The organism is Polyangiaceae bacterium, from assembly GCA_015075635.1.
Lineage (GTDB): Bacteria > Myxococcota_A > Polyangia > Polyangiales > Polyangiaceae > JADJKB01.
The window spans coordinates 3,112,956-3,137,178 of record JABTUA010000002.1 but is presented as its reverse complement, the minus strand read 5'-3'; the positions used below and the strand labels follow the sequence as shown (position 1 = coordinate 3,137,178).

The 24,223-nt window shown below is 68.9% G+C and carries 18 protein-coding genes; 11 read left to right on the top strand and 7 right to left on the bottom strand.

Features of this window, described 5'->3' with window-relative positions:
* Positions 1–49: 49 nt before the first annotated feature.
* From HS104_30120 to katG, 3 genes are all read left to right on the top strand, one after another.
* Positions 50–2,158, top strand: coding sequence for an NHLP family bacteriocin export ABC transporter peptidase/permease/ATPase subunit (locus tag HS104_30120; protein ID MBE7484213.1), 2,109 nt, complete (start codon positions 50–52; stop codon positions 2,156–2,158).
* A gap of 4 nt (positions 2,159–2,162) precedes the next feature.
* The gene (locus tag HS104_30115) at positions 2,163–5,060 is read left to right on the top strand and encodes an NHLP bacteriocin export ABC transporter permease/ATPase subunit (GenBank protein MBE7484212.1); all 2,898 of its coding nucleotides are present in this window, start codon (positions 2,163–2,165) and stop codon (positions 5,058–5,060) included.
* Between the two features lie 119 nt (positions 5,061–5,179).
* Positions 5,180–7,357, top strand: a complete 2,178-nt coding sequence (katG, locus tag HS104_30110) for a catalase/peroxidase HPI (protein ID MBE7484211.1) — start codon at positions 5,180–5,182, stop codon at positions 7,355–7,357.
* Here the strand turns inward: katG and HS104_30105 are convergent.
* Genes HS104_30105 through HS104_30095 form a run of 3 tightly spaced genes read right to left on the bottom strand, consistent with a single transcriptional unit; the run spans position 7,354 to position 10,945 of the window.
* Positions 7,354–8,958, bottom strand: coding sequence for a M81 family metallopeptidase (locus tag HS104_30105; GenBank protein ID MBE7484210.1), 1,605 nt, complete (start codon positions 8,956–8,958; stop codon positions 7,354–7,356). The two genes, katG and HS104_30105, sit on opposite strands and share 4 nt — an antisense overlap.
* Positions 8,955–10,382, bottom strand: coding sequence for an aspartate aminotransferase family protein (locus HS104_30100; protein MBE7484209.1), 1,428 nt, complete (start codon positions 10,380–10,382; stop codon positions 8,955–8,957). The genes HS104_30105 and HS104_30100 overlap by 4 nt, the downstream gene beginning before the upstream one ends.
* Complete coding sequence (locus HS104_30095; GenBank protein ID MBE7484208.1) at positions 10,379–10,945, bottom strand: TetR/AcrR family transcriptional regulator; 567 nt, start codon at positions 10,943–10,945, stop codon at positions 10,379–10,381. The genes HS104_30100 and HS104_30095 overlap by 4 nt, the downstream gene beginning before the upstream one ends.
* 136 nt (positions 10,946–11,081) lie before the next feature.
* Here HS104_30095 and HS104_30090 point away from each other — a divergent pair, with 136 nt between their 5' ends.
* Both HS104_30090 and HS104_30085 read left to right on the top strand, forming a co-directional pair.
* Positions 11,082–13,700, top strand: a complete 2,619-nt coding sequence (locus tag HS104_30090; GenBank protein ID MBE7484207.1) for a glucosidase — start codon at positions 11,082–11,084, stop codon at positions 13,698–13,700.
* 49 nt (positions 13,701–13,749) lie between these two features.
* A complete protein-coding gene (locus tag HS104_30085; protein ID MBE7484206.1) occupies positions 13,750–14,433 on the top strand; it encodes an ROK family protein in 684 nt (227 codons plus the stop codon).
* Here the strand turns inward: HS104_30085 and HS104_30080 are convergent.
* Positions 14,430–15,920 carry a methyltransferase domain-containing protein gene (locus HS104_30080; GenBank protein ID MBE7484205.1) on the bottom strand — a complete coding sequence of 497 codons (1,491 nt, stop codon included), beginning with the start codon at positions 15,918–15,920 and terminating at the stop codon, positions 14,430–14,432. The genes HS104_30085 and HS104_30080 overlap by 4 nt on opposite strands.
* Before the next feature lie 42 nt (positions 15,921–15,962).
* Positions 15,963–16,211, bottom strand: a complete 249-nt coding sequence (locus tag HS104_30075) for a hypothetical protein (protein ID MBE7484204.1) — start codon at positions 16,209–16,211, stop codon at positions 15,963–15,965.
* A gap of 102 nt (positions 16,212–16,313) precedes the next feature.
* Between HS104_30075 and HS104_30070 the strand changes: the two genes are divergently transcribed.
* Together HS104_30070 and HS104_30065 are read left to right on the top strand one after the other, a co-directional pair.
* Positions 16,314–16,559, top strand: coding sequence for a hypothetical protein (locus HS104_30070; GenBank protein MBE7484203.1), 246 nt, complete (start codon positions 16,314–16,316; stop codon positions 16,557–16,559).
* 27 nt (positions 16,560–16,586) lie between these two features.
* A complete protein-coding gene (locus HS104_30065; protein MBE7484202.1) occupies positions 16,587–16,871 on the top strand; it encodes a hypothetical protein in 285 nt (94 codons plus the stop codon).
* A 59-nt stretch (positions 16,872–16,930) separates the two neighbouring features.
* Here HS104_30065 and HS104_30060 read toward each other — a convergent pair whose 3' ends face one another.
* Positions 16,931–18,502, bottom strand: a complete 1,572-nt coding sequence (locus HS104_30060) for a hypothetical protein (GenBank protein ID MBE7484201.1) — start codon at positions 18,500–18,502, stop codon at positions 16,931–16,933.
* A gap of 779 nt (positions 18,503–19,281) precedes the next feature.
* On the opposite strand from HS104_30060, the gene HS104_30055 reads away from it, so the two are divergent.
* From HS104_30055 to HS104_30040, 4 genes are all read left to right on the top strand, one after another.
* On the top strand, positions 19,282–20,433 hold the full coding sequence (locus tag HS104_30055; protein MBE7484200.1) for an HNH endonuclease: 1,152 nt from the start codon (positions 19,282–19,284) through the stop codon (positions 20,431–20,433).
* A 236-nt stretch (positions 20,434–20,669) separates the two neighbouring features.
* Positions 20,670–21,290, top strand: a complete 621-nt coding sequence (locus tag HS104_30050; protein MBE7484199.1) for a hypothetical protein — start codon at positions 20,670–20,672, stop codon at positions 21,288–21,290.
* Between the two features lie 265 nt (positions 21,291–21,555).
* Positions 21,556–22,722: a hypothetical protein gene (locus tag HS104_30045; protein MBE7484198.1), complete on the top strand. Its 1,167-nt coding sequence runs from the start codon at positions 21,556–21,558 to the stop codon at positions 22,720–22,722.
* 199 nt (positions 22,723–22,921) lie between these two features.
* Positions 22,922–23,548 carry a hypothetical protein gene (locus tag HS104_30040; GenBank protein ID MBE7484197.1) on the top strand — a complete coding sequence of 209 codons (627 nt, stop codon included), beginning with the start codon at positions 22,922–22,924 and terminating at the stop codon, positions 23,546–23,548.
* 236 nt (positions 23,549–23,784) lie between these two features.
* Here HS104_30040 and HS104_30035 read toward each other — a convergent pair whose 3' ends face one another.
* Positions 23,785–24,213 (bottom strand): hypothetical protein, encoded by a 429-nt coding sequence (locus HS104_30035; GenBank protein ID MBE7484196.1) that lies wholly within the window; start codon positions 24,211–24,213, stop codon positions 23,785–23,787.
* Between the last annotated feature and the right edge of the window lie 10 nt (positions 24,214–24,223).

Here is a 24,223-nt window from a genome sequence, read left to right as displayed (position 1 = left end):
GCCCCAGGCTCCCGAGGAGCGGCGCGTGCACACGCCCACGCGCCTCCAGATGGAGGCCACCGAATGCGGCGCGGCGAGCCTCGCGATCGTGCTGGAGCACTACGGCACCTTCGTCCCACTCTCGAAGCTGCGGGAGGAGTGCGGAGTCTCCCGTGACGGCAGCAAGGCCAGCAACGTCCTCAAGGCCGCGCGCAAGTACAACCTCGAGGCGAAGGGGTTTCGCAAGGAGCCCCACGAGCTGCGCTCGATGCAGCTGCCGCTGATCATTCACTGGAACTTCAACCACTTCCTGGTGCTCGAGGGCTTCTCCAAGGGGCGCGCCTACCTGAACGATCCGGCGCAAGGGCCGACCAGCGTCACGGAGGAGGAGCTGAACCGTGCCTTCACGGGAGTGGTGCTCGCGTGCAAGCCCGGCCCCGACTACCAGCCCTCCGGGCGGCGGCCCTCGATGTTGGGCATGCTCGGGCGACGACTCGAGGGCTCGCGCTCGGCCGTGGCGTTCGTCGCGCTCGCCGGGCTGTGCCTGGTGATGCCCGGGATGGTCGTGCCGGTCTTCGGCATGGTCTTCGTGGACGAGGTGCTCGTCGGCGGTCAGATCGGCTGGCTGCCTCGGCTGCTCGGGGCAATGGTGCTCGCTGCGATCCTGAGCGCCGCGCTCACGGCGTTGCAGCGAGTCTACTTGCTGAAGTTGGTGAGCCGCCTCGGGGTCAAGACCGCGTCGGCCTTCTTGTGGCACGCGCTCCGGCTTCCGGTCGGCTTCTACGCCGCGCGTTCTCCCGGCGATCTGGCGGACAGGGTGCGCGCCAACGACGCCGTCGCGCACACGCTCTCGGGACGAATCTCGGGCATCGTCCTCGATCTCCTCCTGGTGGTCTTCTACGCCGGATTCATGCTGTACATCGACCCGTGGCTGACGCTCATCGGCTTCGCCACGGTCGCCGCGCACCTGGGACTCCTGCGCGCCGCCGAGCGCATGCGGACGGATCTCAGCCGCCAGGTGGGGCAGCACGCGGGCAAGCTGGCGGGCGTCGCGAGTGGTGGCCTGCAGATGATCGAGACCATCAAGGGCACGGGCTCCGAGTCGGAGTTCTTCAGCCAATGGGCGGGGTACCAGGCCAAGCTGGTGGCGGCGCAGCAGAAGCTCGCGCAGCGGGACCAGCTGCTGGTCACCGCGACCGACCTCTTGGGGCGATTCAACTCGCTGCTGGTGCTCGGTGTCGGTGCTCTGCGCGTGATGGACGGCCACATGAGCCTCGGCATGCTCGTCGCTTTCCAGGGACTGATGTCGAGCTTCGTGCACCCGGTCGAGAGCCTGTCGCAGGTCGGAGCGGCGCTTCAGCAGCTGCGCGGCAACCTGGAGCGCCTGGATGACGTGCTGGGGCACGGCGCCGACGACGCGCTCACCGAGCCTGAGACGGAGAGCGCCGAAATCAAGCGCCTGACCGGCGCGCTGGAGCTGAAGCAGCTGACCTTCGGGTACTTGCCGTTCTCGCCGCCCCTGGTGACGGACCTCGACCTGAAGATCGCCCCCGGCCAACGCATCGCGCTGGTCGGCGGCAGCGGCAGTGGAAAGTCGACGGTCGCCAAGCTCGTCTGCGGCCTGTACCGACCGTGGCAGGGCGAGATCTCCTTCGACGGTGAGCCCCGCGAGTCGCTGCCGCGCGCCACCATCACCTCGTCGGTGGCCATCGTCGATCAGGAGGTCACGCTGTTCGAGGGGACGGTACGCGAGAACCTCACGCTCTGGGACGACACCATTCCAGAGGCGGACGTGGTGCAGGCCGCCAAGGACGCCTGCATCCACCAGGACATCGCGAAGCTGCCCGGAGGCTACGACGCCCGCGTGCAAGAGGGCGGTGGCAACTTCAGCGGAGGCCAGCGCCAGCGCCTGGAGATAGCCCGCGCCCTGGCCCGGCAGCCGTCTCTGATCGTGCTGGACGAGGCCACCAGCGCCCTCGATCCAGAGACGGAGCAGAAGGTCGACGCGAACCTCCGGCGCCGCGGTTGCAGCTGCCTGATCATCGCGCACCGATTGAGCACCATTCGCGACTCGGACGAGATCATCGTCCTCGAGCGCGGCCGCGTCGTGCAGCGCGGCGCTCACGAAGAGCTCCTGTCTCAGGGTGGGCTCTACCGGGAGCTGATCACGACGGGCTGATGTGATGGGAATCTCGCAGCAAGAGATCGCCGAGCTCAGGGCCCACTTCGGCTCGGACGCCAGCGAGGTGCTGGTAGAAGGGGACGATCCGCTCCTGCTCGTCGATCCGGCCTTCGTGTACGTCACACAGGTCCCCCATCACCAGCTGTTCTGCGTGGGCTACGAGGGGGGCACTGCCGTCGGACGCCGAGAGCACGTCGCGCTGTGTGCGACCGGTCAGCTGGTCGCCGGCGCCGAGCCCGGTCCTGCCGTGCTGTTGCTCTCGGGCGCTGCGGGGAGCCATGTGCTCCGCATTCCGTCCGCGCGCTTCTTCCAGGCGTTCGGCGATCCTCGGGCGAAGAGCCTGGTCGAGCGACTGTTCGACGGGTTCATCGAGCTCCTCCTAGCGACGCTGCCGTCGGCTCCCGTCCCCACCCGCTGCGACGCCGTCGCGCCCGGCTCGACCCAGAGCGAGGTCGTGGCGCCCCTGCGCGCGGCGACGGGCTTGGTGTGGGCCCAGCTCGACAGCCCGCCCAGCCGCTACGGCGGCGTGGACGTTCCCATCGAACCGAGCACGCCGCTCGCGTGGCCCCTGACGGAGACCCGATGGGTCGCGTGCGAGGGCGCAGCCCGCGCCCAGCGGAGCTCGGACCTGGTGGCGGGCGACCCGTCGGCCGGGTTCGCGCGAGAGTTCCAGGCATTCGTCATCGGCTTCCTCGGCGCTCAGCGCATCGAGCTCGAGCGCGCGCGACTGGAGCGCGACCAGGCATCGCGAGAGGCCGAGGGGCAGTTCGTGTCCGACTCGCTCCGGCAGCTGGCGCTGGTGGGCCGAGGGGAGCGCCTCGCCCCGGAGCTCGGTCGCGGCGAAGCCTTCGAGATCGCCTGCAAGAAGATCGCCCTGTGGCTCGAGATCCCGATGCCCCCGATCCCGAAGCCGAAGGGAGCCGCGCTCTCGCACATGCAGGGCGCGCTCTCCCGGATCACGGGCGTTCGGACGCGGCCAGTCATGCTCGACGAGGGCTGGTTCCATCATGACGCCGGGGCCCTGCTCGGCTTCTTGATGGGAGAGGAGTCCGAGCTGCACCCGGTCGCGCTCTTCCCGGTGCGCTCGGGCTACGTCATGGACGACCCGCGGAGCGAGGCTCCGCAGCCGGTCACCGACGAGCTGACGGAGCGCCTGCACCCGCAGTCCTACCAGTTCTACGCCCCGTTCCCCGACCGCCCCATCACGCCGCTCGACGTGCTCTTGTTCTCGAGCCGCCGCGCCCGGAACGACATCCTCTACACGACGGCGATCGGCATGGCGCTGGGCTCGCTGACGACGCTCATCCCGCTGCTCACCGGGCAGGTCTTCGACACGCTCATCCCCGGGGCAGAGCGCGGCCTCTTGCTGCAGCTGACGCTGGTCTTGCTCTGCATCTACCTCGGGCAAGGCTTGTTCGACGTCGCCCGGGGTCTGGCCCTGGTGCGCGCCCAGACGCGCATGGACGTGACCCTGGAAGCTGGGATCTGGGATCGCCTGCTGAGCCTTCCTCTGCCCTTCTTCCGTGAGTATTCGGCCGGTGATCTCGCCTCGCGTGCGGCCGGAATCGGCCAGATCCGTGACGTCCTCGCGGGCACGACGCTGGCCGCGCTGATGAGCGGGCTGTTCTCGATCTGGAACCTCGGTTTCCTGTTCGTGATCGACACGAACCTGGCGCTGGCGGCGACGGGTCTCGTCCTGGTCGCGGCGGTGCCGGCAGCCCTCGCCACGCGCTACGCCCTCCGGCGCCAGCGCGAGGTCGCGGCCGTCGACGGCAAGATCGAGGGCCTCTTGCTCCAGCTCTTCAGCGGCATCTCGAAGCTCCGCGTCACCGCCGCGGAGAACCGCGCATTCGCGGTCTGGGCACGCCTGTTCGCGCGCCGCCGCGACCAAGACCTGGGCGCCGAGTGGGTGAACGTGCGCATGTCGGTGTTTCAGAGCGTGTTCCCGATCGTGTGCAGCATCGTGCTCTACTGGCTGCTGGCGAGCGGCGGGAAGCAGAAGGTCAGCACCGGACAGTTCCTGGCGTTCAGCGCTGCGTTCGGAATGTTCCTGGGTTCCACGCTGCACGTGATCGACGCCGTCTTGCACTCGCTCATGGTCATCCCCATGTACGAGCGGGCCAAGCCGATCCTGGCGCAGCGTCCGGAGAGCCAAGGAGGAGGCGTCCGGCCGGAGCTCAAGGGCGCCATCGAGGTCAACCACGTCTCGTTCCGCTACGAGGCCAAAGGTCCGCTGATCCTCGAGGACGTCAGCCTCCAGATCGGTGCTGACGAGTTCGTCGCCCTGGTCGGTCCGTCGGGGTCCGGCAAGTCCACGCTGCTGCGCCTGCTCCTCGGCTTCGAAGCACCGACGGAGGGCGGCATTTACTACGACGGCCAGGCGCTGCCCGGGCTCGACGTCCGCGTCGTCCGCAAGCAGATCGGCGTAGTCATGCAGAACAGCAAGGTCATGGCCGGCGACATGTTCACGAACATCGTCGGGAGCACGGGCCTCGGCCTGGACGACGCCTGGCGCGCTGCACGCGCCGCGGCCCTCGACAAGGACATCGAGGCGATGCCCATGGGCATCCACACCGTCATCTCACAGGGCGGCGGCACGCTCTCCGGCGGCCAGCGCCAGCGCCTGCTGATCGCGCGCGCGCTGGCTCCGCAGCCGCGCATCTTGTTCTTCGACGAGGCCACCAGCGCCCTCGACAACGTGACTCAAGCCGTGGTCAGCGAGAGCCTCGAGAGCCTGCGCGTCACGCGCGTGGTCATCGCCCACCGCCTGAGCACCATCCGCCACGCAGACAAGATCGTCGTCCTCGACAAAGGTCGCGTCGTGCAGACCGGCCGGTTCGAGGAGCTGATGGCCGTCGAGGGACCGTTCCGGGCGCTGGCCAAACGACAGACCGTCTAAAATCCGGCTTTTGGGTCACTGCGTTCGATAGCCTCAGCCTATCGCTTCCATCGAGAGGTAGTCCTGGACCGGATCTCCCGATGCGGCCAGCATGAGCCTCGCCGACAAGGAGAGCAGCCATGACCACCAGCGCCAAGTGCCCGTTTCATCAGACCGCCGGCGGCGGCACCTCGAACCGAGACTGGTGGCCGAACCAGCTCCGGCTCAACGTGCTGCGGCAGCACTCCGCGCTGTCCGATCCCATGGACCCCGGGTTCGACTACGCCGAGGAGTTCGCGAGCCTCGACCTCGCGGCGCTCGAGCAGGACCTCGCCGCTCTGATGACCAGCTCCCAGGACTGGTGGCCGGCGGACTTCGGCCACTATGGACCGCTGTTCGTCCGCATGGCCTGGCACAGCGCCGGCACGTACCGCACCGGCGACGGCCGTGGCGGCGCGGGGAGCGGCAGCCAGCGCTTCGCGCCGCTCAACAGCTGGCCCGACAACGTCAACCTCGACAAGGCCCGCCGGTTGCTCTGGCCGATCAAGCAGAAGTACGGCAGGAAGATCTCCTGGGCCGACCTGATGATCCTGGCCGGCAACGTCGCGCTGGAGTCGATGGGGCTCCAGACCTTTGGCTTCGGCGGCGGGCGCGCGGACATCTGGGAGCCGGAGCAAGACGTGTACTGGGGCTCCGAGCGCGAGTGGCTGGCGGACCAGCGCTACTCCGGCGAGCGCGACCTCGACAACCCGCTCGCTGCGGTGCAGATGGGCCTGATCTACGTCAACCCGGAGGGACCGAACGGCAACCCGGATCCGCTGGCTGCGGCGCGGGACATCCGCGAGACCTTCGCGCGCATGGCGATGAACGACGAGGAGACGGTGGCGCTGATCGCGGGCGGCCACAGCTTCGGCAAGGCCCACGGCGCCGGCGAAGCGAAGCACCTGGGGCCCGAGCCCGAAGCCGCCGGCATCGAGGAGCAAGGTCTGGGCTGGAAGAGCAGCTTCGGCACGGGCAGAGGCGGCGACACGATCACCAGCGGTCTGGAGGTCACCTGGACCACCACGCCGACCCGCTGGAGCACGAACTTCTTCTGGAACCTGTTCGGCTACGAGTGGGAGCTCACGAAGAGCCCGGCCGGCGCGCAGCAGTGGACGCCGAAGGGCGGCGCCGGTGCCGGCACCGTCCCGGACGCCCACGATCCCTCCAAGCGTCACGCGCCGGCGATGCTGACCACGGATCTCGCGCTGCGCTTCGACCCCGCCTACGAGAAGATCTCGCGGCGCTTCATGGAGAACCCGGTGGAGTTCGCCGACGCCTTCGCTCGCGCGTGGTTCAAGCTCACGCACCGGGACATGGGCCCCCGCGCGCGTTACCTCGGTCCGAAGGTCCCGGCGGAGGCGCTCATCTGGCAGGATCCGATCCCCGCGCGCGATCACGAGCTGATCGACGACAAGGACGTCGCCTCCCTGAAGCGCGAGCTCCTGGCGTCCGGCCTGTCCGTCTCGGAGCTGGTCTCCACCGCGTGGGCGTCGGCGTCCACGTTCCGCGGCTCCGACAAGCGCGGCGGCGCGAACGGCGCCCGCGTCCGTCTCTCGCCGCAGAAGGACTGGGAGGTCAACCAGCCGACCCAGCTGGCGAAGGTGCTGGCCGCGCTCGAAGGCATCCAGAAGACCTTCAACGGCGCCCAGTCCGGCAAGAAGAAGGTCTCACTGGCCGACCTGATCGTCCTTGGGGGATGTGCCGGCGTCGAGCAAGCTGCGAAGAACGCCGGTCACGCGCTGACGGTCCCATTCACGCCGGGACGCATGGATGCGTCCGAGACGCAGACCGACGCGGCGTCCTTCGCCGTGCTCGAGCCGGTCGCGGACGGCTTCCGCAACTACCAGAAGGCCCGGTACGCCGTGTCGGCGGAGGAGCTCCTGGTGGATCGCGCGCAGCTCCTCGGCCTGACCGCGCCGGAGATGACCGTGCTCTTGGGCGGCATGCGCGTGCTCGGGACCAACGTGGGGCAGTCCCCACACGGCGTCTTCACCAAGCGGCCGGAGGCGCTGAGCAACGACTTCTTCGTGAACCTGCTCGACATGGGTACGGAGTGGAAGCCGGTCTCGAAGGACGCGGACGTGTTCGAAGGTCGCGATCGCAAGACGGGTGAGGTCCGGTGGACCGGCACGCGGGTCGATCTCGTCTTCGGCTCGAGCTCCGAGCTCCGAGCGTTGGCCGAGGTCTACGGGAGCGCGGACGGGCAGGAGAAGTTCCTGCGCGACTTCGTAGCCGCCTGGACCAAAGTCATGAACCTGGACCGCTTCGACCTCTAACAACCGGCGCGGAGCACTCCGACCTCGACCGAGGCGGCCCTGGCCGGCGCCTCGCGCAGCGCGGGCTCGGTCTCACGCCAGTCCGACAACTCCGCCATCGGGTGCATGGGAACCGCGTAGGCGCGCTCGCGCAGGCGACGGAAGTTCGTCGCGCCCTCGCTCTCTACAGGCAGATGAGCGAACGAGGTGGTCAGGTGGAAGATCCGGTAGTGGAAGAAGTTCTTGGTGACCATCAGGTCGGCTTTCCTCGGATTCAGCCCGAGCTCGCGCCAGAACTTCGGATGGATCGGCAGGGGCGAGTGGTCTCCGATGGAAACGTGCAGCGACCCCGCGTCCAGGCGGATCCGCCGCCCGAACTCGCCTTCGTGTCGGGCGGCGATGGTGGCGGAGAGCTCGACCTCGGGCTGGTCGTAGCCCGGCGTTCCGCGCAACAGGACGCGCTGCTTGGTGCCCAGCGGCGTCTGCCACAGCTCGTCCACCAGCGCCGGATCGTGCACCGGTACCAACGCCGTGAGCCCACGGTCGCGGGCGGCCAGCGCCTGGACGATGCGGGTGCTGCCGCCCGGTGCCCCGGCTCCGACGATGTCGTCCGCATCCACCAGCGTGACCGGGCCGAACACGCGAGCACGCGAGCGTGCCACTGCCTCCAATGCCTCTTCGACGCCCAGCATGCGAGGCATCGCGACGTCCTTCTCCGCCCACGCCCGGTCGGCCAGCTCGTCGGCCAGACGTTCCGCCAGCGCCGGATCGCCGTCCGTGCACACGTGCACCGCCCAGCCGAGGTTCTGAGCGGAAGTGAAGGGATGCACCATGAACAGGCTGGCGGAGACCACCCCGGGGCGCTGCTCGAGCCGCTTCATGAAACGGAACACGCCGCGCATCGGCGCCAGGAAGTCGATGGTGGTTCCACCGCCGAGCACCATGGGCAGCTTGCGCCACGCGTGCGTCGGCGCGATCTCCCGCCGCAGCGTTCGGATCAGGCGAGTGCCCGCCCGGAAGCCCGTGGGCGCCAGGTCCCAGTGCGGGTTCGTGCGATAAGCGACCATCACGTCCACGGGCTCGAGCAACCCGGCGCTCAGGTTCGCGTGCAGGTCGTAGCTGACGGCGATGGCCGCATCGGGCCCGACCCGCTCCCGGACGCGTCGCAAGATCACCGCCTCCGGCGCCTCGCTCAGGCCCTGCACCTCCATGCTGCCGTGCAGCGCCAGGTAGACTCCGTCCACCGGGCCCGCCGCCTCGAGCCTCGCCAGCAGGCGATCGAGCAGCCAGGCGAAGCACTCCCCGGTCAACGGGCCGCTGGGCACGGCCATGTAGGAGGCCAGGGGAACGGTCTCCACGTTGCCCGCGACGCGCGCCGCCTGCACGAAGCCGGTGAGCTCCGCGTGGGGCATGTAGCCGGCGAGCTCCGAGCCCGAGAGCGTCGTGACCGCCGCGAGCTCCTGGGCCTCCAGGGCGTGCAGGCGCTCGAAGTCCTCCCGCGTCGTGAGCAGCGGGGAAGCGGCGCAGGCCTCGTGGAAGATCCGACCGTAGGCGATGCGCAGCGGGCGCGCGCCGTCCTTGCCGCGCATCCGCCGCGCGAAGCCGAGCACCCGGCCGATCACGAGAACAGCTCCGCGAAGAACAGCACCAAGAGCTTCTCGCGCGCGTCGGGCGTCATCGCGTTCATGATGCGGTGGAGCGGCGCTGACTCGCTGGGCATCGTCCCGGAGCCGAGCCCCATCTCCTCCACGATGGCGTGGGTGTCGACGCCCTCCGCTCCGTTGGCCAGGCTGCTGAGGAACGCGACCACGCCCTCGGGGGCCTCCGCGCTGGGCGGCAAGTCCTTGCAGCACTCGACCAGGTCGCGGCCGAGCTCCTGGGCGCGCCGCGCGTTCTCGGGATCCAGCGTCAGGTGGATGTGGGCGGGTGACGGGCCGAACTGATAGGTCGGCTGCACGTGCCAACCCTTCGCGGTCAGGCGGTCGGCCAGCGTGAACAGGTCGCCCCCGGTCGTCTTGAACGCGAACAGGTTCATGTCCGGACGCCCCACCATCTCGAGGCCGTCGGTCGCGTCCACCAGCGCCACGAGCTGCTTGGTCGCGTCCCACATGCGCGTCGCGCGCTCGCGGTAACCTTCCTTGCCCAGGTGCTGGATCAGCGCGTACGCCGCGCCCAGGGCCGCCACGCTCTTGCTGCCGAGGGTGGTGGAGTTGATGATCGAGTAACCCGTCCAGGTGGCGCAGGTGTAGTACTGCGCGTCCCGCAGCTCGCGACGGCGCTGAAGCAGGATGCTGATGCCCTTGGGGGCGAAGCCGTACTTGTGCAGGTCCATGGAGATGCTTGTCACGCCCTCCACCGAGAAGTCGAAGTCCGGCCCCGAGACGCCGGTGTCCCGCAGGAAGGGCAGCACGCAGCCGCCCACGCAGGCGTCCACGTGCATCAGCGTCCCGTGCTCGAGCGCCAGCGCCGCCAGGCCGCGGATGTCGTCGATGACGCCGTGGGCGTAGCTGGGCGCGGAGCCCACCACCAGGATCACGTCCGCGCTCATCTTGCGAGCGGCGTCCGCCACGTCGGCGCGGAAGGTCACCGGATCCACGTCCACGCTCACCACCTCGACGCCCAGGTAGTGGGCAGCCTTGTGGAAGCAGGCGTGGGCCGTGACGGGCAGGAGCATCTTCGGCGACCTCACCTCGGGCCGGGTCTTCCTGGCGAAATCCCGCGCCGTCTTGACCGCCAGCATCACGCTCTCCGTGCCCCCCGCCGTCGCCGTGCCCCGAGCTCCTTCCGGGGCGTGCATCAGCTCGAGGCAGGCCTTGACCACGGCGTTCTCCAGCTTGCGCGCCGACGGGTACACCGTGGGATCGAGCCCGTTGATGGGCATGCACGCCGCGAAGGCGTCGCGGGCCACTTCGCGGGCATGCTCCCCGGGATCGTAGACGAAGGCGAACGCGCGGCCATCGCTCCTGAGGTCCTCTGCTCGCGCCTGGGTCAGGGCAGCGAGCACTTCATCGCGACCCTTGCCTGTTTCCGGGAATGAAGTGGTCATGGTCTGTCTTTTCGTCCTCTCTTGAGGGGGCTGAGCAGGTGGGTCCACAGAAACTCGTGCACGGGGCCGAGGTCCACGTCAGTCATCACGCGCTGCACCATCAGACCATCGGTCAGGGCGCGGATCACGCTGACCAGCGCCTCCGCGTCGCAGGGCGCGACGCTGCCGTCGGCCATCCCGTCCTCCAGCAACTTCACGGCGGCGCGTCTCTGGGACTCGAAGACGCGGTTGCCCACCTCGATGATCTCGCTCATGCGCTCGCCGCTGGCGGCGATGGCCTGACTCAAGAACACGATGCGCTCCTCGCGCCCGTGGTGAAACTCGTGCACGGCGCAGAGCTGCGCGAACAAGCGATCGATGGGGTGCTCGTGCCGGTTCACGCGCTCCATCACGTAGAGCGCCTGCTCGGTCAGGAGCTCCTCGAGCGCGGTCTCGACGATGTGGCCCCGGGTCGGGAAGTGATAGTGAAGCGTCGGCCGCTTGACCCCGAGCTCGTCGGCCAGCCGGGACATGGACGTGCCAAGGCCCAGCCGGGCCAGCACGCCGACCGCGTCGCGGGCCATTTCCAGGCGCTTTTCCGGTTCCGAGGGGCGAGCCATTAGCTGACGGACTGTCAGATAAATGTTAGTTGACTAAGTGTCAACTAACATTTTGGGCTCGCATCCGCCGCGGAGCTTCGGGACCAATGAGCCCACCACGATGAGCGACGAAGAACGACGCCGGCTCAGGGAGGAGGGCGAACGTTACCGGCTGTTCGGTCCCTACCTGAGCGAGCGGCAGTGGGGCACGGTCCGCGAGGACTACAGCGCCGACGGCAACGCCTGGGAGTATTTCCCCCACGAGCACGCGCGCTCCCGGGCGTACCGCTGGGGAGAGGACGGCCTCGCGGGGATCAGCGACGAGGCACAGCGCTTGTGCCTGGCGATCGCGCTCTGGAACGAGAAGGATCCCATCCTCAAGGAGCGGCTCTTCGGCCTCACCAACAGTCAGGGCAACCACGGCGAAGACGTGAAGGAATTCTACTACTACCTCGACGCCACCCCGACCCACTCGTACCTGAAGTACCTCTACAAGTACCCGCAGTCGGCGTACCCCTACGAGCGGCTCGTGTCGGAGCGTCGCGGCGCCCACGAGCCGGAGCTCGAGCTCGAGGACACCGGCGCGTTCGACGACAGCCGGTACTTCGACGTGCTCGTGGAGTGGGCGAAGGCCGGCCCCGAAGACATCGTCCTCTTGGTGACGGCCGAGAACCGCGGGCCGGACGACGCGCCCATCCACGTGCTCCCGCAGATCTGGTTCAGGAACGTCTGGAGCTGGGGGTACCCGACCATCGCGAAGCCCTCGCTCGGTCGCGAAGGAGACGAGATCGCCGTCCAGCACGAGGCGCTCGGCCGCTTTCGCCTGAGCTCTCGCGAACGCGACGCCAAGCTGCTCTTCACCGACAACGACACGAACGAGGCCCGGCTCTGGGGCGCCAAGACCGTGCACTCTGCCAAGGACGCCTTCCACGATCGGGTGGTCCACGGTCGCCCGGACGCCACGAGCGCGCTCGACCACGGGACCAAGGCCTGCTTCTGGCTCCGCCGAACGGTCCCGGCCGGAGGGAAGGTCGAGCTCGGTTTTCGCCTGCGTCGCGAGGACGCGGGGACGCTCTCGCCGGACGACGTCGTGCTCGCACGCCGCCGCGCCGAAGCCGACGCCTTCTACGCGGAGCTCGCGAAGGACGTCGTCGATCCGGAGCAGCGGCGCGTGATGCGACAAGCGCTGGCCGGGCTCATCTGGTCGAAGCAGACGTATCGCTACGACGTGCGCGGTTGGCTCGCCGGCGACCCGCTGCAGCCGCCGCCGCCGGAAGCGCGGAAGCAGTCCCGCAACAGCGACTGGGATCACCTCCACAATCGCGAGGTCATCTCCATGCCCGACAAGTGGGAGTACCCCTGGTACGCGGCGTGGGACCTGGCTTTCCACACCCTCCCGTTCGGCCTGGTCGACATCGAGTTCGCGAAGGGGCAGCTCGTGATGCTCACGCGCGAGTGGTACATGCATCCGAACGGGCAGCTGCCGGCGTACGAGTGGTCGTTCGGCGACGTCAACCCTCCGGTCCACGCCTGGGCCGCGTGGAAGGTCTACAAGCTCGAGCAGCAGCAGAAGGGCAAAGGCGACCGCTCGTTCCTCGAGCGAGTGTTCCACAAGCTGCTCCTGAACTTCACCTGGTGGGTGAACCGCAAGGACGCCGCGGGCCGCAACATCTTCCAGGGCGGCTTCCTCGGCCTCGACAACATCGGCGTGTTCGACCGCAGCTCGCCCCTTCCCACCGGCGGCCGCCTCGATCAATCGGACGGCACGGCCTGGGTCGCGGCCTATTCGCTCCAGCTCATGCGCATCGCGCTGGAGCTCGCCCGGGAGAACCCGACCTACGAGGACATCGCGACCAAGTTCTTCGAGCACTTCCTGCACATCGCCGAGGCCATGACCAAGCTCGGCGGCAAGAGCCACGGCCTGTGGGACGAGGAAGACGGCTTCTACTACGACTCGCTGCACCTGCCGAACGGTCGGGTGATCCCGATCAAGATCCGCTCCATGGTCGGGCTCCTGCCGCTCTTCGCGGTGGAGGTGCTCGAGGCGGAGGAGGTCGAGCGTGCGCCGGAGTTCAAGCAGCGCCTGGAGTGGTTCCTCGACCACCGCCCGGATCTCGCGGCGCTGGTGTCGCGCTGGAACGAGCCGGGGCGCGGGCAAAAGCGGCTGCTCTCGCTCCTCAGGGGGAGCCGCATGAAGCGCCTGTTCAAGCGCCTGCTCGACGAGAGCGAGTTCCTCTCGGAGTACGGCATCCGCGCCCTCAGCCGGTACCACGCCGAGAACCCGTATCGATTCAGCCTGGGACGGAGCGAGCTCGAGGTGCGCTACGAGCCTGCCGAGTCCGGGAGCCGGCTCTTCGGCGGCAACTCGAACTGGCGCGGCCCCATCTGGTTCCCGGTGAACATCCTGCTCATCGACGCGATGCGCGAGTACCACCGCTATTACGGCGACGACTTCCGCATCGAGTGCCCCACGGGCTCGGGGAACCTGGTGTCGATCGCGGAGGCCGCCGACGAGATCGCGCGCCGCCTCACGCGGATCTTCTTACCCGACGGCGCCGGCGTCCGTCCGTTCATGTCGCACCGGCCGGAGCTCGCACGCGACCCGCACTTCCGGGACCACCTGCTGTTCCACGAATACTTCCACGGCGACACGGGCCGCGGCGTCGGCGCGATGCACCAGACCGGCTGGACGGCGCTGGTCGCCAGCCTGATCGCCGGGATCGGCGTGGACGGGAAGTGAGGAGTCTTCCGCTCACCCGGGGGGATCGCTACCCTGCGAGGCGCCCGTCATGAAGAGAACCGAAGACGTCCGCGACCCGAAGTCCATCCTCGTCATCGACGTCGGCGGCACCAACGTGAAGGTCGCGCTTGGCCATCACGACCAGCCGATCAAGGTGCCTTCGGGGCCCGAGATGACGGCAGCGAAGATGGTCGCCGACGTGAAGCAAGCGACCCGGGACTGGGAGTACTCCGTGGTGAGCATCGGCTTTCCCGGCTCGGTCAAGCAGGGACAGCCGGCGAAGGAGCCCGCGAACCTGGCGGACGGCTGGGTGGCGATGGACTACGAGCGCGCGTTCGAGCGCCCGGTGCGCATCGTCAACGACGCGGCCCTGCAGGCCATCGGCGCGCACGAGGGCGGGCGCATGCTGTTCCTGGGCTTGGGGACGGGGCTCGGCTCGACCTTGGTCAGCGACACCGATTTCGACGCCCTCGAGATCGCTCACCTGCCTTACCGCAAGGGGAAGAGCTACGAGGACTACGTCGGCGCCCGCGGCCTCGAGCGCCTCGGCAAGAAGAAGTGGGCTCGCCACGTCTTCCGTGTGGTGGCGCTCCTCCGCGAAGCGCTACAAGCCGACTACGTCGTGCTCGGGGGCGGGCAGACGAAGAGGCTGAAAGAGGTCCCGCCGGACGTGAAGCTCGCTCCGGGCAACGCGGCCATGCTCGGCGGGGTGCGGCTCTGGTCGAGGCTCTAGCGCGCAGAGTCCGACGACTTGCGGCGGAGGACGAAGAGGCGGGCCGCAGGCGTTTGCCCGGGACCGGGGAAGCTGCTCGCGTGCTCTTCGACGATCTCGAACGAGCCTCCGAAGAGCTGCTCCAGCGTTTGGCGGGTGTGGGGTGTGGTGCCGTGACGGTCGCCTTCTTCGCTCGCGTGGGTCTTGAGCAGCAAAGATCCGCCCGGCGCCAGCAGGGCGGCGACGTTGCGCGCGTAGCGGGCGGCGGCGTCGGGGGCGAGCAGGTGCAGGCAGCCACGGTCCACGGCCAGGTCGAACTGGCGGCGGAGGTGGCTGTTCGTGATGTCGTCTTCGAGCCAGAGGACCGGCAGCTCGGGAGCGCGTCTTCGCGCCTCCTCGAGCGCGCGACGCGACACGTCGATCGCCACGACGTGGTGCCCGCGCTCCGCCGCCGCCGCGGCCATCGGCCCGAGGCCGGTGCCGATGTCCAGCACGAAGCACTGTCTCGGCGCGAGTCGCTCGAACGCAGCGAGCAAGTCTTCATCGATCGCGTCGGTGTACCAGGGAAGTCGTTCCGGGCGCTCGGACGTGTACACGTCGTCCCACTCCGAGCCGCTCCTCGGGGCACGCTTCTTCCCTGCGCGGTGGAGCGCGAGGGCGGTCTCCAGCATCTGCACCACCACCCCGACCGGTGGCGCTGGACCGAGCTTCTCCGGGCGGTCGAGCGGCGGGTCGGCGACCTCGGTGCCGAACGAAGGGTGAATGACGTGCATGCCGTCCTTCGCCAGCTGCTCGATGTTGCGCTGCACCGCGGGGCGCGCGTACATACCCGCGTTCATCGACGGCGCAACGACGACCGGCGCGGAGGTCGCGAGCGTGATTGCGGAGACGAGCGAGTCGAAGTCACCCGTGGCGAGGCGGGACAACGTGGTTCCCGTCGCCGGCCAGACCAAGACCGCGTCGGCCCAGGTCGCGAGGTCGATGTGCGGCACTGGCGTCTCGCCTTCGTACATGTCCGCGGCCACCGGATGGTGTACGAGGCGCTCGATGGAATAGGTGCTGATGAACCGAAGCGCGTTCTTCGTCGCCGCCACGCGCACTTCGAAGCCACGCTCCAGGAGCCGAGCGATCAGCGCCGGCGCGTGCATCGCGGCCACGCCGCCCGCCAGGCACAAGACGACGCGGTCGTGGCATCGCAGCGGCGCCGCTGCGGGTGCGCCGCCCTTCGGCTCGATCGACTCGACCGCACCGCAGTCCAAGAGCAGGCGCAGCAGCTGCTCGACGACGCTGTCCTCCCCAAGCGTCGCACCGGTGAGGGCTTCCACATGCTCCACGACCTCCCGGCGAGACCTGGGCTCCAAGAGAAAGCGCAGCAGCACCTGCGCCAGCTGGGCCGTCTCGGCGTGCAGCTGGTGCGCGCGGCCGTCAGGCCCGAGGAGGACCGTCGTGTCGAGCGCGTCGTAAATGCGCACTACTCGCGCGCGCCGCAGGCGGGCGGTATCGGACATCGTCGCGGTTTCTCGCGGTCCAGACCGGACCGCCGTCAGCTATCAACTATTGTTGCCCGGCGTGCAGCCGCCGCTGCTGGTGGCGTAGCAGTCCTTCTTGGGCCCACACGTGACCTTGCCCTGGTCGTCCTCGCACTTCTCGCAACCGTCGGACGGCAGCTCGGCGCATGCGACGACGGCCGCTGAGCTCTTTTGCGTCTCGTCGTCCCCGCCGCACGCCGCCACGATGGCGAACGTCGTGACGGTCAACGCAGTCGGTAGGAGCAACTCCCTCACTCTGGTCCCGGCCATCGGCTCAGCCTACCACGATCATTCCGTTACGGAACTATCGCGAGTCTGGCAGGATTTCAGCCATTTGCGCGAGCGCCCCGAGGCCACGTGTAAGCTCGGACGATGGGCCGCCGACTCGCGCTCCTCGCCGTCCTGCTCAGCGTCCTCGGCTGTGGCGAAGGGAAGAGCGACGCGGCAGGCGAGCGCGGTGGCCTGCGGGCCCTCCCCGAGCTCGAGCTCCGGGGATACTTGCGAAACGACACGACGGGGCTCGCGACCGAAGCCGCGTTCGGAGCGCTCGACTTCGACTCGGTTCGCCAGAGCACCGACAAGGCCCACGCGCTGATTCACGTCTCGGGCTTCACCTGAAGTGCCTGCAAGGCAGCGGCCCGGGACATGGCCCTCGACTACGTGACCTACGCCGACAAGGCTATCTTCGTCGATCTTCTCGCCGAAGGCGCAGACCCCGGCGAGCCCGCGGGACAAGTGGAGCTCGACGCTTGGATCGTCGATCGAGAGATCCCGTTCACGACCGCCGTCGATGCCCCGGGTGCGGGCCAGCGCATCCTCAAGGACTTCTCACCGGTGGAGAACACGTTCTTGGTCGAGCTCGGGAGCATGAAGATCGTGAAGCACGCCCTGGCGCCCTCCACGCTCTATCCCGCGCTGGATGAGCTCTGAAGGGCGACGTCATGGCGGACCGAACGAGCCCGGATGGCGCATCGCAGGCGGCGCGGAGCTCAGGGCTCGTACCAGATGGGCCCCGAGATGATCACGTCGCCGTCCTCCTGGCGCGCGACCGCGACCACGTAGGTGCGCTTGGTGACGTTGAGGGGGAAGCTCACCTGGCAGGGGTTCTTCCCGTTGCAGTCGGCAGTGTCGACGAGCGCCCCGTGGGGGCCATACAGCCGCACCTTGGCGAAGCCGTCGCCGGCCTGTTTGTCGCTGAGCTGGACGCTGATCTTGCTCTTGCCGAGGCCGTGCAAGACCGAGCCCATCCAGCACGCGCCGTCGGCCATCATCTTCATGCGTGACGATTCGTCGTCGGTCGCGAGCGTGCGGTGCGCAAAGACCGCGGAGCGCACGCTGGAACGCGTCAGCTTCGGCGCCCAGATCAGCGTGGCTCTCGGCGAGTCTCCCCAGCCGCCGTGGTGGTTGTCCTCGTTCCACGAGGGCGAGACCATCCAGCCGCGGTCGAGGGCGGTGAAATAAGCCTTCAGCTTGTCGTCGTAGGAGCCGTGACCGTTGAACTCGATCAGGCGCACCTTGTCCTCCGCGACGGGGAAGAACTTGTAGTCCAGGAAGGTCCCTGGCCAGGGCGGGTGGTTGAACTGCCCCAGACACGGGCCGCACTCGGCGAGCGCCTGGTAGATGCCCGGGATGCCGTGGGGGAGCTTGTAGAGCTTGTCGGGGAAGAGCGTGTTGAGGTGTCCGATACCCTGGTCGTTGGCGCCGAACACCGTCTTCTCGTAGCCGCACCCCCCCACGAAGGTGCCCGGCACGTTGTACTTGTCGGCCGCGGCCTGGCAGCCCTTCCACTCGGCGGGGGTGATGCCGTTGTGGTGATCGGAGAGCCAGAGGAAGTCGAGCGGCGGCTTCGCCTTCTTGCTCGCGTGCTCGAACGCCTCGAGCGGAGAGCCCTGCCCGTCGGAGACGTGGGTGTGGGCGTGCAAGCTGCCGTAGTAGGGCTGGAAGTCGCCCTGCACGCAGCCCTTGCGTTCACACGCGCCGCAGTCCTTCGCGCACGACGTGCAGCTCTCGTCGCCGCTGCACACGCCGTCCCCACAGGCGTCGCACGCGCCGCAGTCGTCCTCGCAGCTCGCGCACGTTTCGCTGGCTGTTGGTGAACAGGTGCCGTCGCCGCAGCCGCTGCAAGCACCGCAGTCCTCGGCGCAGGAGCTGCACGTCTCGGTGCTGGAGCAGCTCCCGTCCCCGCAGCCCGGGCAGAGGCCGCAATCCTCCGTGCACGTGGTGCAGCTCTCGCCCGATTCGGCCACGCAGGTGCCGTCTCCGCACAGCGAGCAGACCCCGCAGTCCTCGGCGCACGACTCGCACGACTCGAGCCCCGTCGCTTTCTCGCAGCTGCCGTTGCCGCACACCGGGCAGGCGCCGCAGTCGCCCGGGCAATTTTCGCAGAGCTCGCCGTCGTCGTGGCTGCAGACCCCGTCGCCGCAGGACTTCGGGGCCGGCGAGAGGCTCGGCGCGGGTGCCGGCGCCTCGCTCCCACAGCCACCTGCGGAGCCGGCGACGACGACGAGCAGAGCGGCGACGCCGAGCGCGAGGCCGAAGGGAACGTCTCTCAGCCGAAGCATGGCGAGCACGTTTGCAATCGGCGTTCCAGCTCACGGGAGCGCGAAACCAGGGCGAAACACCGTGTCGGCAGGCGCCGCCGCCAACTGCGGGTTGGCACGGCAGTCCCGCTCGGTACGGGTACGGCGCGCGAGCAGGCGCAAATTCGCACTCGACAGGACGGGCCGGCGCTGGAGGTCGGGGCGTGGCTCTCGGGCGGCGCCGGGCGTTGGTGAAGCGCTGGCGGCGTCGGCGCAGCGGTCGAGCGCACGACGCAGAGCTCGATGACCGCGAGTGCGGCACTGCGTGCAGCTGCCTGGAGGGAGCGCCATCGGACTCGAGCTCGACGCGCAGCTTCCGGACCCACGGCGCTGCCGCTGACAAAGACCACCGAGGGCATCCCGTGCACGCCCGTTTGTTTGCGGGCGTGCCAGCAGCGTTTCAGCGTACGGTGACCTGAAGGAAAGAGCATCGAGACGTCGATTTCTCTTGACGCATTCTCGAGCGACGCGCGTTCGCGTTCGACGACCACGCGGGTGAGGGCCTCTCGCTCGCGCGTGGTGACGCGCTCGTGCGCGTTCGTGCGCGCGACGACGCGCGACGCGTTCAGATGCCCGAAACGCGCTCAGCGTGTCAGCAGCGAGCTCGAAAAATCGCGTGATATGCCAGAAAGCATGAACGCTCTCTCTTCGGTCTCCGACCACGAGCTCCGCGAGCGACTTTCGGCCGCCGTGAGCTCGGAGCGGTCGGCGTGCGCCAACGTCATCTTCCACCTGGCAGAGCTCGACCGCCGCAGGCTGTGTTGTTCCCGTTCCACGCCACACCACCGACAGCGATTCCGCGACTGCGGCAGACCGGAAGCGAGTTCCTCCGGCTCGGCCGGACTGTCTATTTCGATGCGTGTTCCTCCCTCTTCGCCTACTGCACCGAGCGCCTCGGCTATTCCGAGGACAGCGCGACCAAGCGTGTGCGTGTGGCCCGCCTGGCCCAGCAGTTCCCCCAGGTGCTCGATGACCTCGCCAGCGGCGAGCTCCACCTGACGGGGCTGTTCCTGCTCTCCGGCCACCTGACGGACGACAACGCCGAGCAGCTCCTCGCCGAGGCGCGAGGGAAGTCCAAGCGACAGCTCGAGGAGCTGCTCGCCCGCTGGTTCCCGCGGCCGGCCGTGCCGCCGACCATCACCCCGGTCACGCCCGAGCCGGTACAAGGGCAGTTGTCCACATGGTCCGGGGCAGGTACCCCGGCCCCGCCGGCCCAGGCGCCTCGCCCTCGCGTCGAGCCGCTCTCGCCGGAGAGCGTTCGCGTGGAATTCAGCGCCCACGCTGCGTTCCGCGACAAGCTCGAGCAGGCCCGGGCGCTGCTCAGCCACACGGTGCCCAGCGGCGACCTCGCGACGATCCTCGAGCGCGCGCTGGACCTGCTCATCGAGCGGGAGACGAAGCGCCGCGCCGGCGCGGGCAAGCCCCGCAAGCGCCGCGAGACGAAGCCGGGCTCGCGGCACGTTCCGGTGGAAGTCCAGCGAGCGGTCAGGGAGCGGGACGGCGACCAGTGCACCTTCACCGACGCCGAAGGGCGGCGGTGTTCGGCGACGCGCTTCTTGACCATCGAGCACATCGACCCGTTCGCGAAGGGCGGGCCCACGACGGTGGACAACTGCTGCTTGCTTTGCAGACCTCACAACGCCCACCGAGCGCGCCAGGTCTTCGGTGAGGACCACATCCAGAACGAGATCTCGGAGGCGCGAGCGAGGCGAAGACAGAGCACGCCACCGGCGCCACCAGCGCCGACGCCCGCGCCCGAGGGCGGCGTGTCCGAAAAGGTGCTCGGAGCGCTGGTTCGGATGGGGTTCAAGCGAGCGGACGCGCGGCGAGCCGTCGAGCAAGCGCGCCTCTGCGAGGTGGAGCCGCTGCTCGAGCCGATGCTTCGCGCGACGCTCGCCATTCTCACACCGTGAGACGGTTCGGGCACACCCCACGTCGAATGGGGTGTGCACGGATTGCCCTTGGTGGTCATTGTCAGCGGCAGCGCCGTGGGCACGCATGCGGACGAAGGAAAGGAGCTCATCTGTGCCTCGAACAGGTCGCACTCAACGCAGAGTCATCGGCATGCTCGTCAAACGCTTCGGCGACGCGCGCCTCGACGAGGTCCGCGACCCGCGCAACCCACGCGGGCGTCGCTGGCGCTCGGGCGGTGCGCGACCTCGGACTTCACTACCTGTTTGCCGTCAAGAGCACCCAACCCTCCCTCCACACCGAGGCCGTGCGCTGGATGGGTGGCCTGGAGCCTGACCAGGCCGCCGCCACCAGCACGGATCTCGACCACAGTCGCTCCGTCGTGCGGCGCATCTACCTCGGTGAAGCCCTTGCCGCGCCGGAAGGTTGGGAGCATCTCAGGACCGTGCTCCGCGTCGAGGTCGAGACCCTCGACTCCAATGGCGTCCGGGTCGCGAACGACAACCGCTACTTCGTCTCCAGCTTGCCACGCTCTCGTCTCACCGATGCCGAGTGGCTGCTCGTCGTACGGCGCCACTGGGGCGTCGAGACTGCCCATCAGCTTCTCGATGGCGCCTTCGCCGAGGACCATCATCCGTGGATCGAACAGAACCCGCGAGCCACGGTCGTCGTGATGGTGCTGCGGCGCATCGCATACACGCTGCTCGCGCTCTGGCGCGGGGTGACTTTGCGCAGCGACGAACAGCGTAGGCGGCCCTGGCGCGACCTGATGCGCGACATCTGGCTCTGCACAGTCAAGGCCACCGCAGAGACCCCTCGAAACTCGAGTGACCGCCGGCTCCCGCCGGCGCCTGCGTGACCCGTGCCGAGGCCTTCGCGCCGACCTGCTCTTTGACAGACTCCGCGTCGATCACCGCCCTCGGGCTCCTGCCCCCGTAGAGGCTCGATGGCACTTGCTCCTGTGCGGCCCAGTACCTCTCCACCGCCCCGTCCCCGGGTCACCACTTCCCCGCCGGTGGTGGCGACCCAGCTCGACTCGCGGAGAACCGATCGAGACTGGTTGGCACGGTTGCGGAGTTGCGACCCGCGCGGCGCCAGGGAACACTCTGCGAGGGAGGCGATGGATGCGGCTCGGGACTCTCTTCACGTTGGCCTTGCTGGGGCTCGTCGGCTGCGGGGGCTCGACCTCCGGCGGAGGAACCGGGGGCAGCGGGGCAACCGGCGGCGTGGGCGCGACCGGCGGCGTGGGCGCGACCGGCGGCGTGGGCGCGACCGGCGGCGTGGGCGCGACCGGCGGCGTGGGCGCGACCGGCGGCGCGAGCGGAGGCTCGTCCGTGGGCCAGCCACCGCCGCCGGATCCGAACGCTCCGCCGGCGTCCTCGACCACGCCCACGACCCTCGCGGTTCAGCGCCTCTTCCTCGGCGACACTGACCTCGGGGGCAACCCTGACCCGAACGCCTGGCGCAAGCTCGGGTTCAACGTCGACGGGTTGGTGTCGGACAAGATGTCGGCCAACCACTGCAAGTACCAAGAGGGCGCGACCAAGTCGAGCGTGCAGATCGACGGAGAGAACGGCATCGACAACTCGTTCGGCTCGAACCTGGTCAAGATCATCGCCTCGCTGATGGCCAACCCGAGCCAGTCCGTGACCGACTCCATCAACGGCGGCGGTGGGACCTGGCTCCTGCACCTGCCGAACCTGGGACCCCAGCCGAGCCAGAACGGCGTCACGGCCGCCATGTTCAGCGGCGCCAAGCTCGGACTCGCGCCCGCGTGGCAGGGCGGCGACGTCTGGCCGGTGACCTACGAGTCGGTCGTGGGCGGCAACATCGCCCAACCGCTCGTGACCTTCCCCCAGAGCTACGTCGTGAACGGCGTGTGGGTCGGCGCGCCGGCCGCGAGCGGCGCGCTCGACCTGGTGCTGGATGGACAGGACTTCGGCCTCGGCTTCCGCATCCATCACCCGAGGGTGACGGCCCTGGTGATCGGCACCGGTCCGAATGCCAAGGCGACCTACGGCGTGATCTCGGGCGTCATCGACACCGAGGAGTACGTGGCCATGCTCAAGCAGGTCGCCGGCTCCTTCGACCAAACCCTGTGCGAGGGTGCGACCTTCGAGTCCATCGCGCAGCAGATCCGGGCCGCGAGCGACATCATGAACGACGGCAGCAACGGCGACCCGAGCAAGATCTGCAACGGCATCTCAATCGGTCTGGGCTTCGAGGCCATGGCGGTGAAGCTGGGCCCAGTCGCGGGCAAGGCGCCGCCGCCAGTGCAGTACTGCAAGTGAAGGCCGGTCGCGCCATGCCGAAGCCGATGAGACCCGGAGCACGGAGACGGCCACCTCGGGGTTCGACGGGATCGTCCGCGCGTCGTCACGGCGTCGGGGCCCAGGCCGTTGCGAGGGCGTCGTGACACTGGAACGAAAGATTCACGACGTCGCAGCCTCGGTTCTGGCGCCGCCGCATCGGTCGTCGAGGTCGGGTGCGATGAGCGTGCTGCACGGGTCGTATCGCGGCTACCCAGCTCGACTGTCCTACGGGCGCCCCGATATTCATGCGACGGGCGCCGAAAATCTGACCATCACGCTCTCGGTCGACGCGCCGACCTACGGCATCGTCCTTTGGGTGACCTCGCGCGCAGCGCGCACGGTCCACCTCGGCGGCGCGCCGCCCAGAGTGCCCGAGATCCTGGACTGGGACGAAGCGTTCCGTCAGCGGTTCCAGGTCGCCGGTGCTCCTGGCTCGGTGCTCCGCCAGTGGCTGGAGCCAGCGCTCCAGCGGGCGCTCCTCGACGCAGGCATGAGCTTCGCGAGCTGCGATGGTGGTCCACTCGAGGTCGGTCTCTCCAGCGATGTCGCGGCCGATGTGGAGAAGTTGAACGCCCTGTTCGCGCTCACGGTGGACCTGGTGTCGCGACTCCCGACGGCGATCGCGGCCGCAGGAGCGAGTGCCCATCTCGCTGCTGGGTCGTTGGCAGCCCACCCCGAGGTGGTGGCGCATCGCGGCGCGACCGCTCGGAGGGTCCGGCGAGGAGTGCTCCTCCTGATCGTGGCGCTCCTCGTGGGCACCGGGACCGTGGTGGCGCTCGTCGCGGCGGCTTCGCTCATCGGCTGACAGCCCCGCTCGGGCTTCCGCCGCCGGGACATGGCGCGTCCACCAGGTAGCGGCGCGGGTTGTTGGGGCTCGCGCCGAGCGGCGTCACGAGGCCTCGTGCGGTGCCGCCGGGACATGGCGCGTCGAGCAGCTAGCGGCGGACCTGTCGGCCAAAGGCGTCGCAGAGGCGATCGGAGACGGCACCTGCGCGGTGAACGGGCCGGCTTCACCGACCCAGGCGCCGAGCCCGCTGGCAACTACGCCTGAGCCGGAGCCAGGCTCGGGAGCCGGCACGCATCCCGCAGCACCGCGAGCACCTCGGGCACCCGGTGCGAAGCGGGCGTCCCCTCGTTAGCTTCTGTCAGTTGCAGGACCTGCACCGTGGCACCGAGGTCCCGCCGAACCCGGGCGTGCGCGATCTGGATGCCGATCGCGCGCAGCGCTCGGAAGGCGCGATGGACCGGGTTGTCGGCGCTGGGACCGGTCACGGTCACCACCAGTCCCCGCGCGGTCGTCGGTTCGGACACGACGCGGACGACGACCTTCTCGAGATCGGGCACCTCCATGGGGTGAAGGCGCGCCAAGATCGTACGTGCGAGCTCGCTGAGCTCGATGGGCGGAACAGCCTCGGCGCGTGAAAACACCGCGGGCCAGTAGCTGGAATCCCTCCCGGTGGTCAACTTCATGGCGCCACTC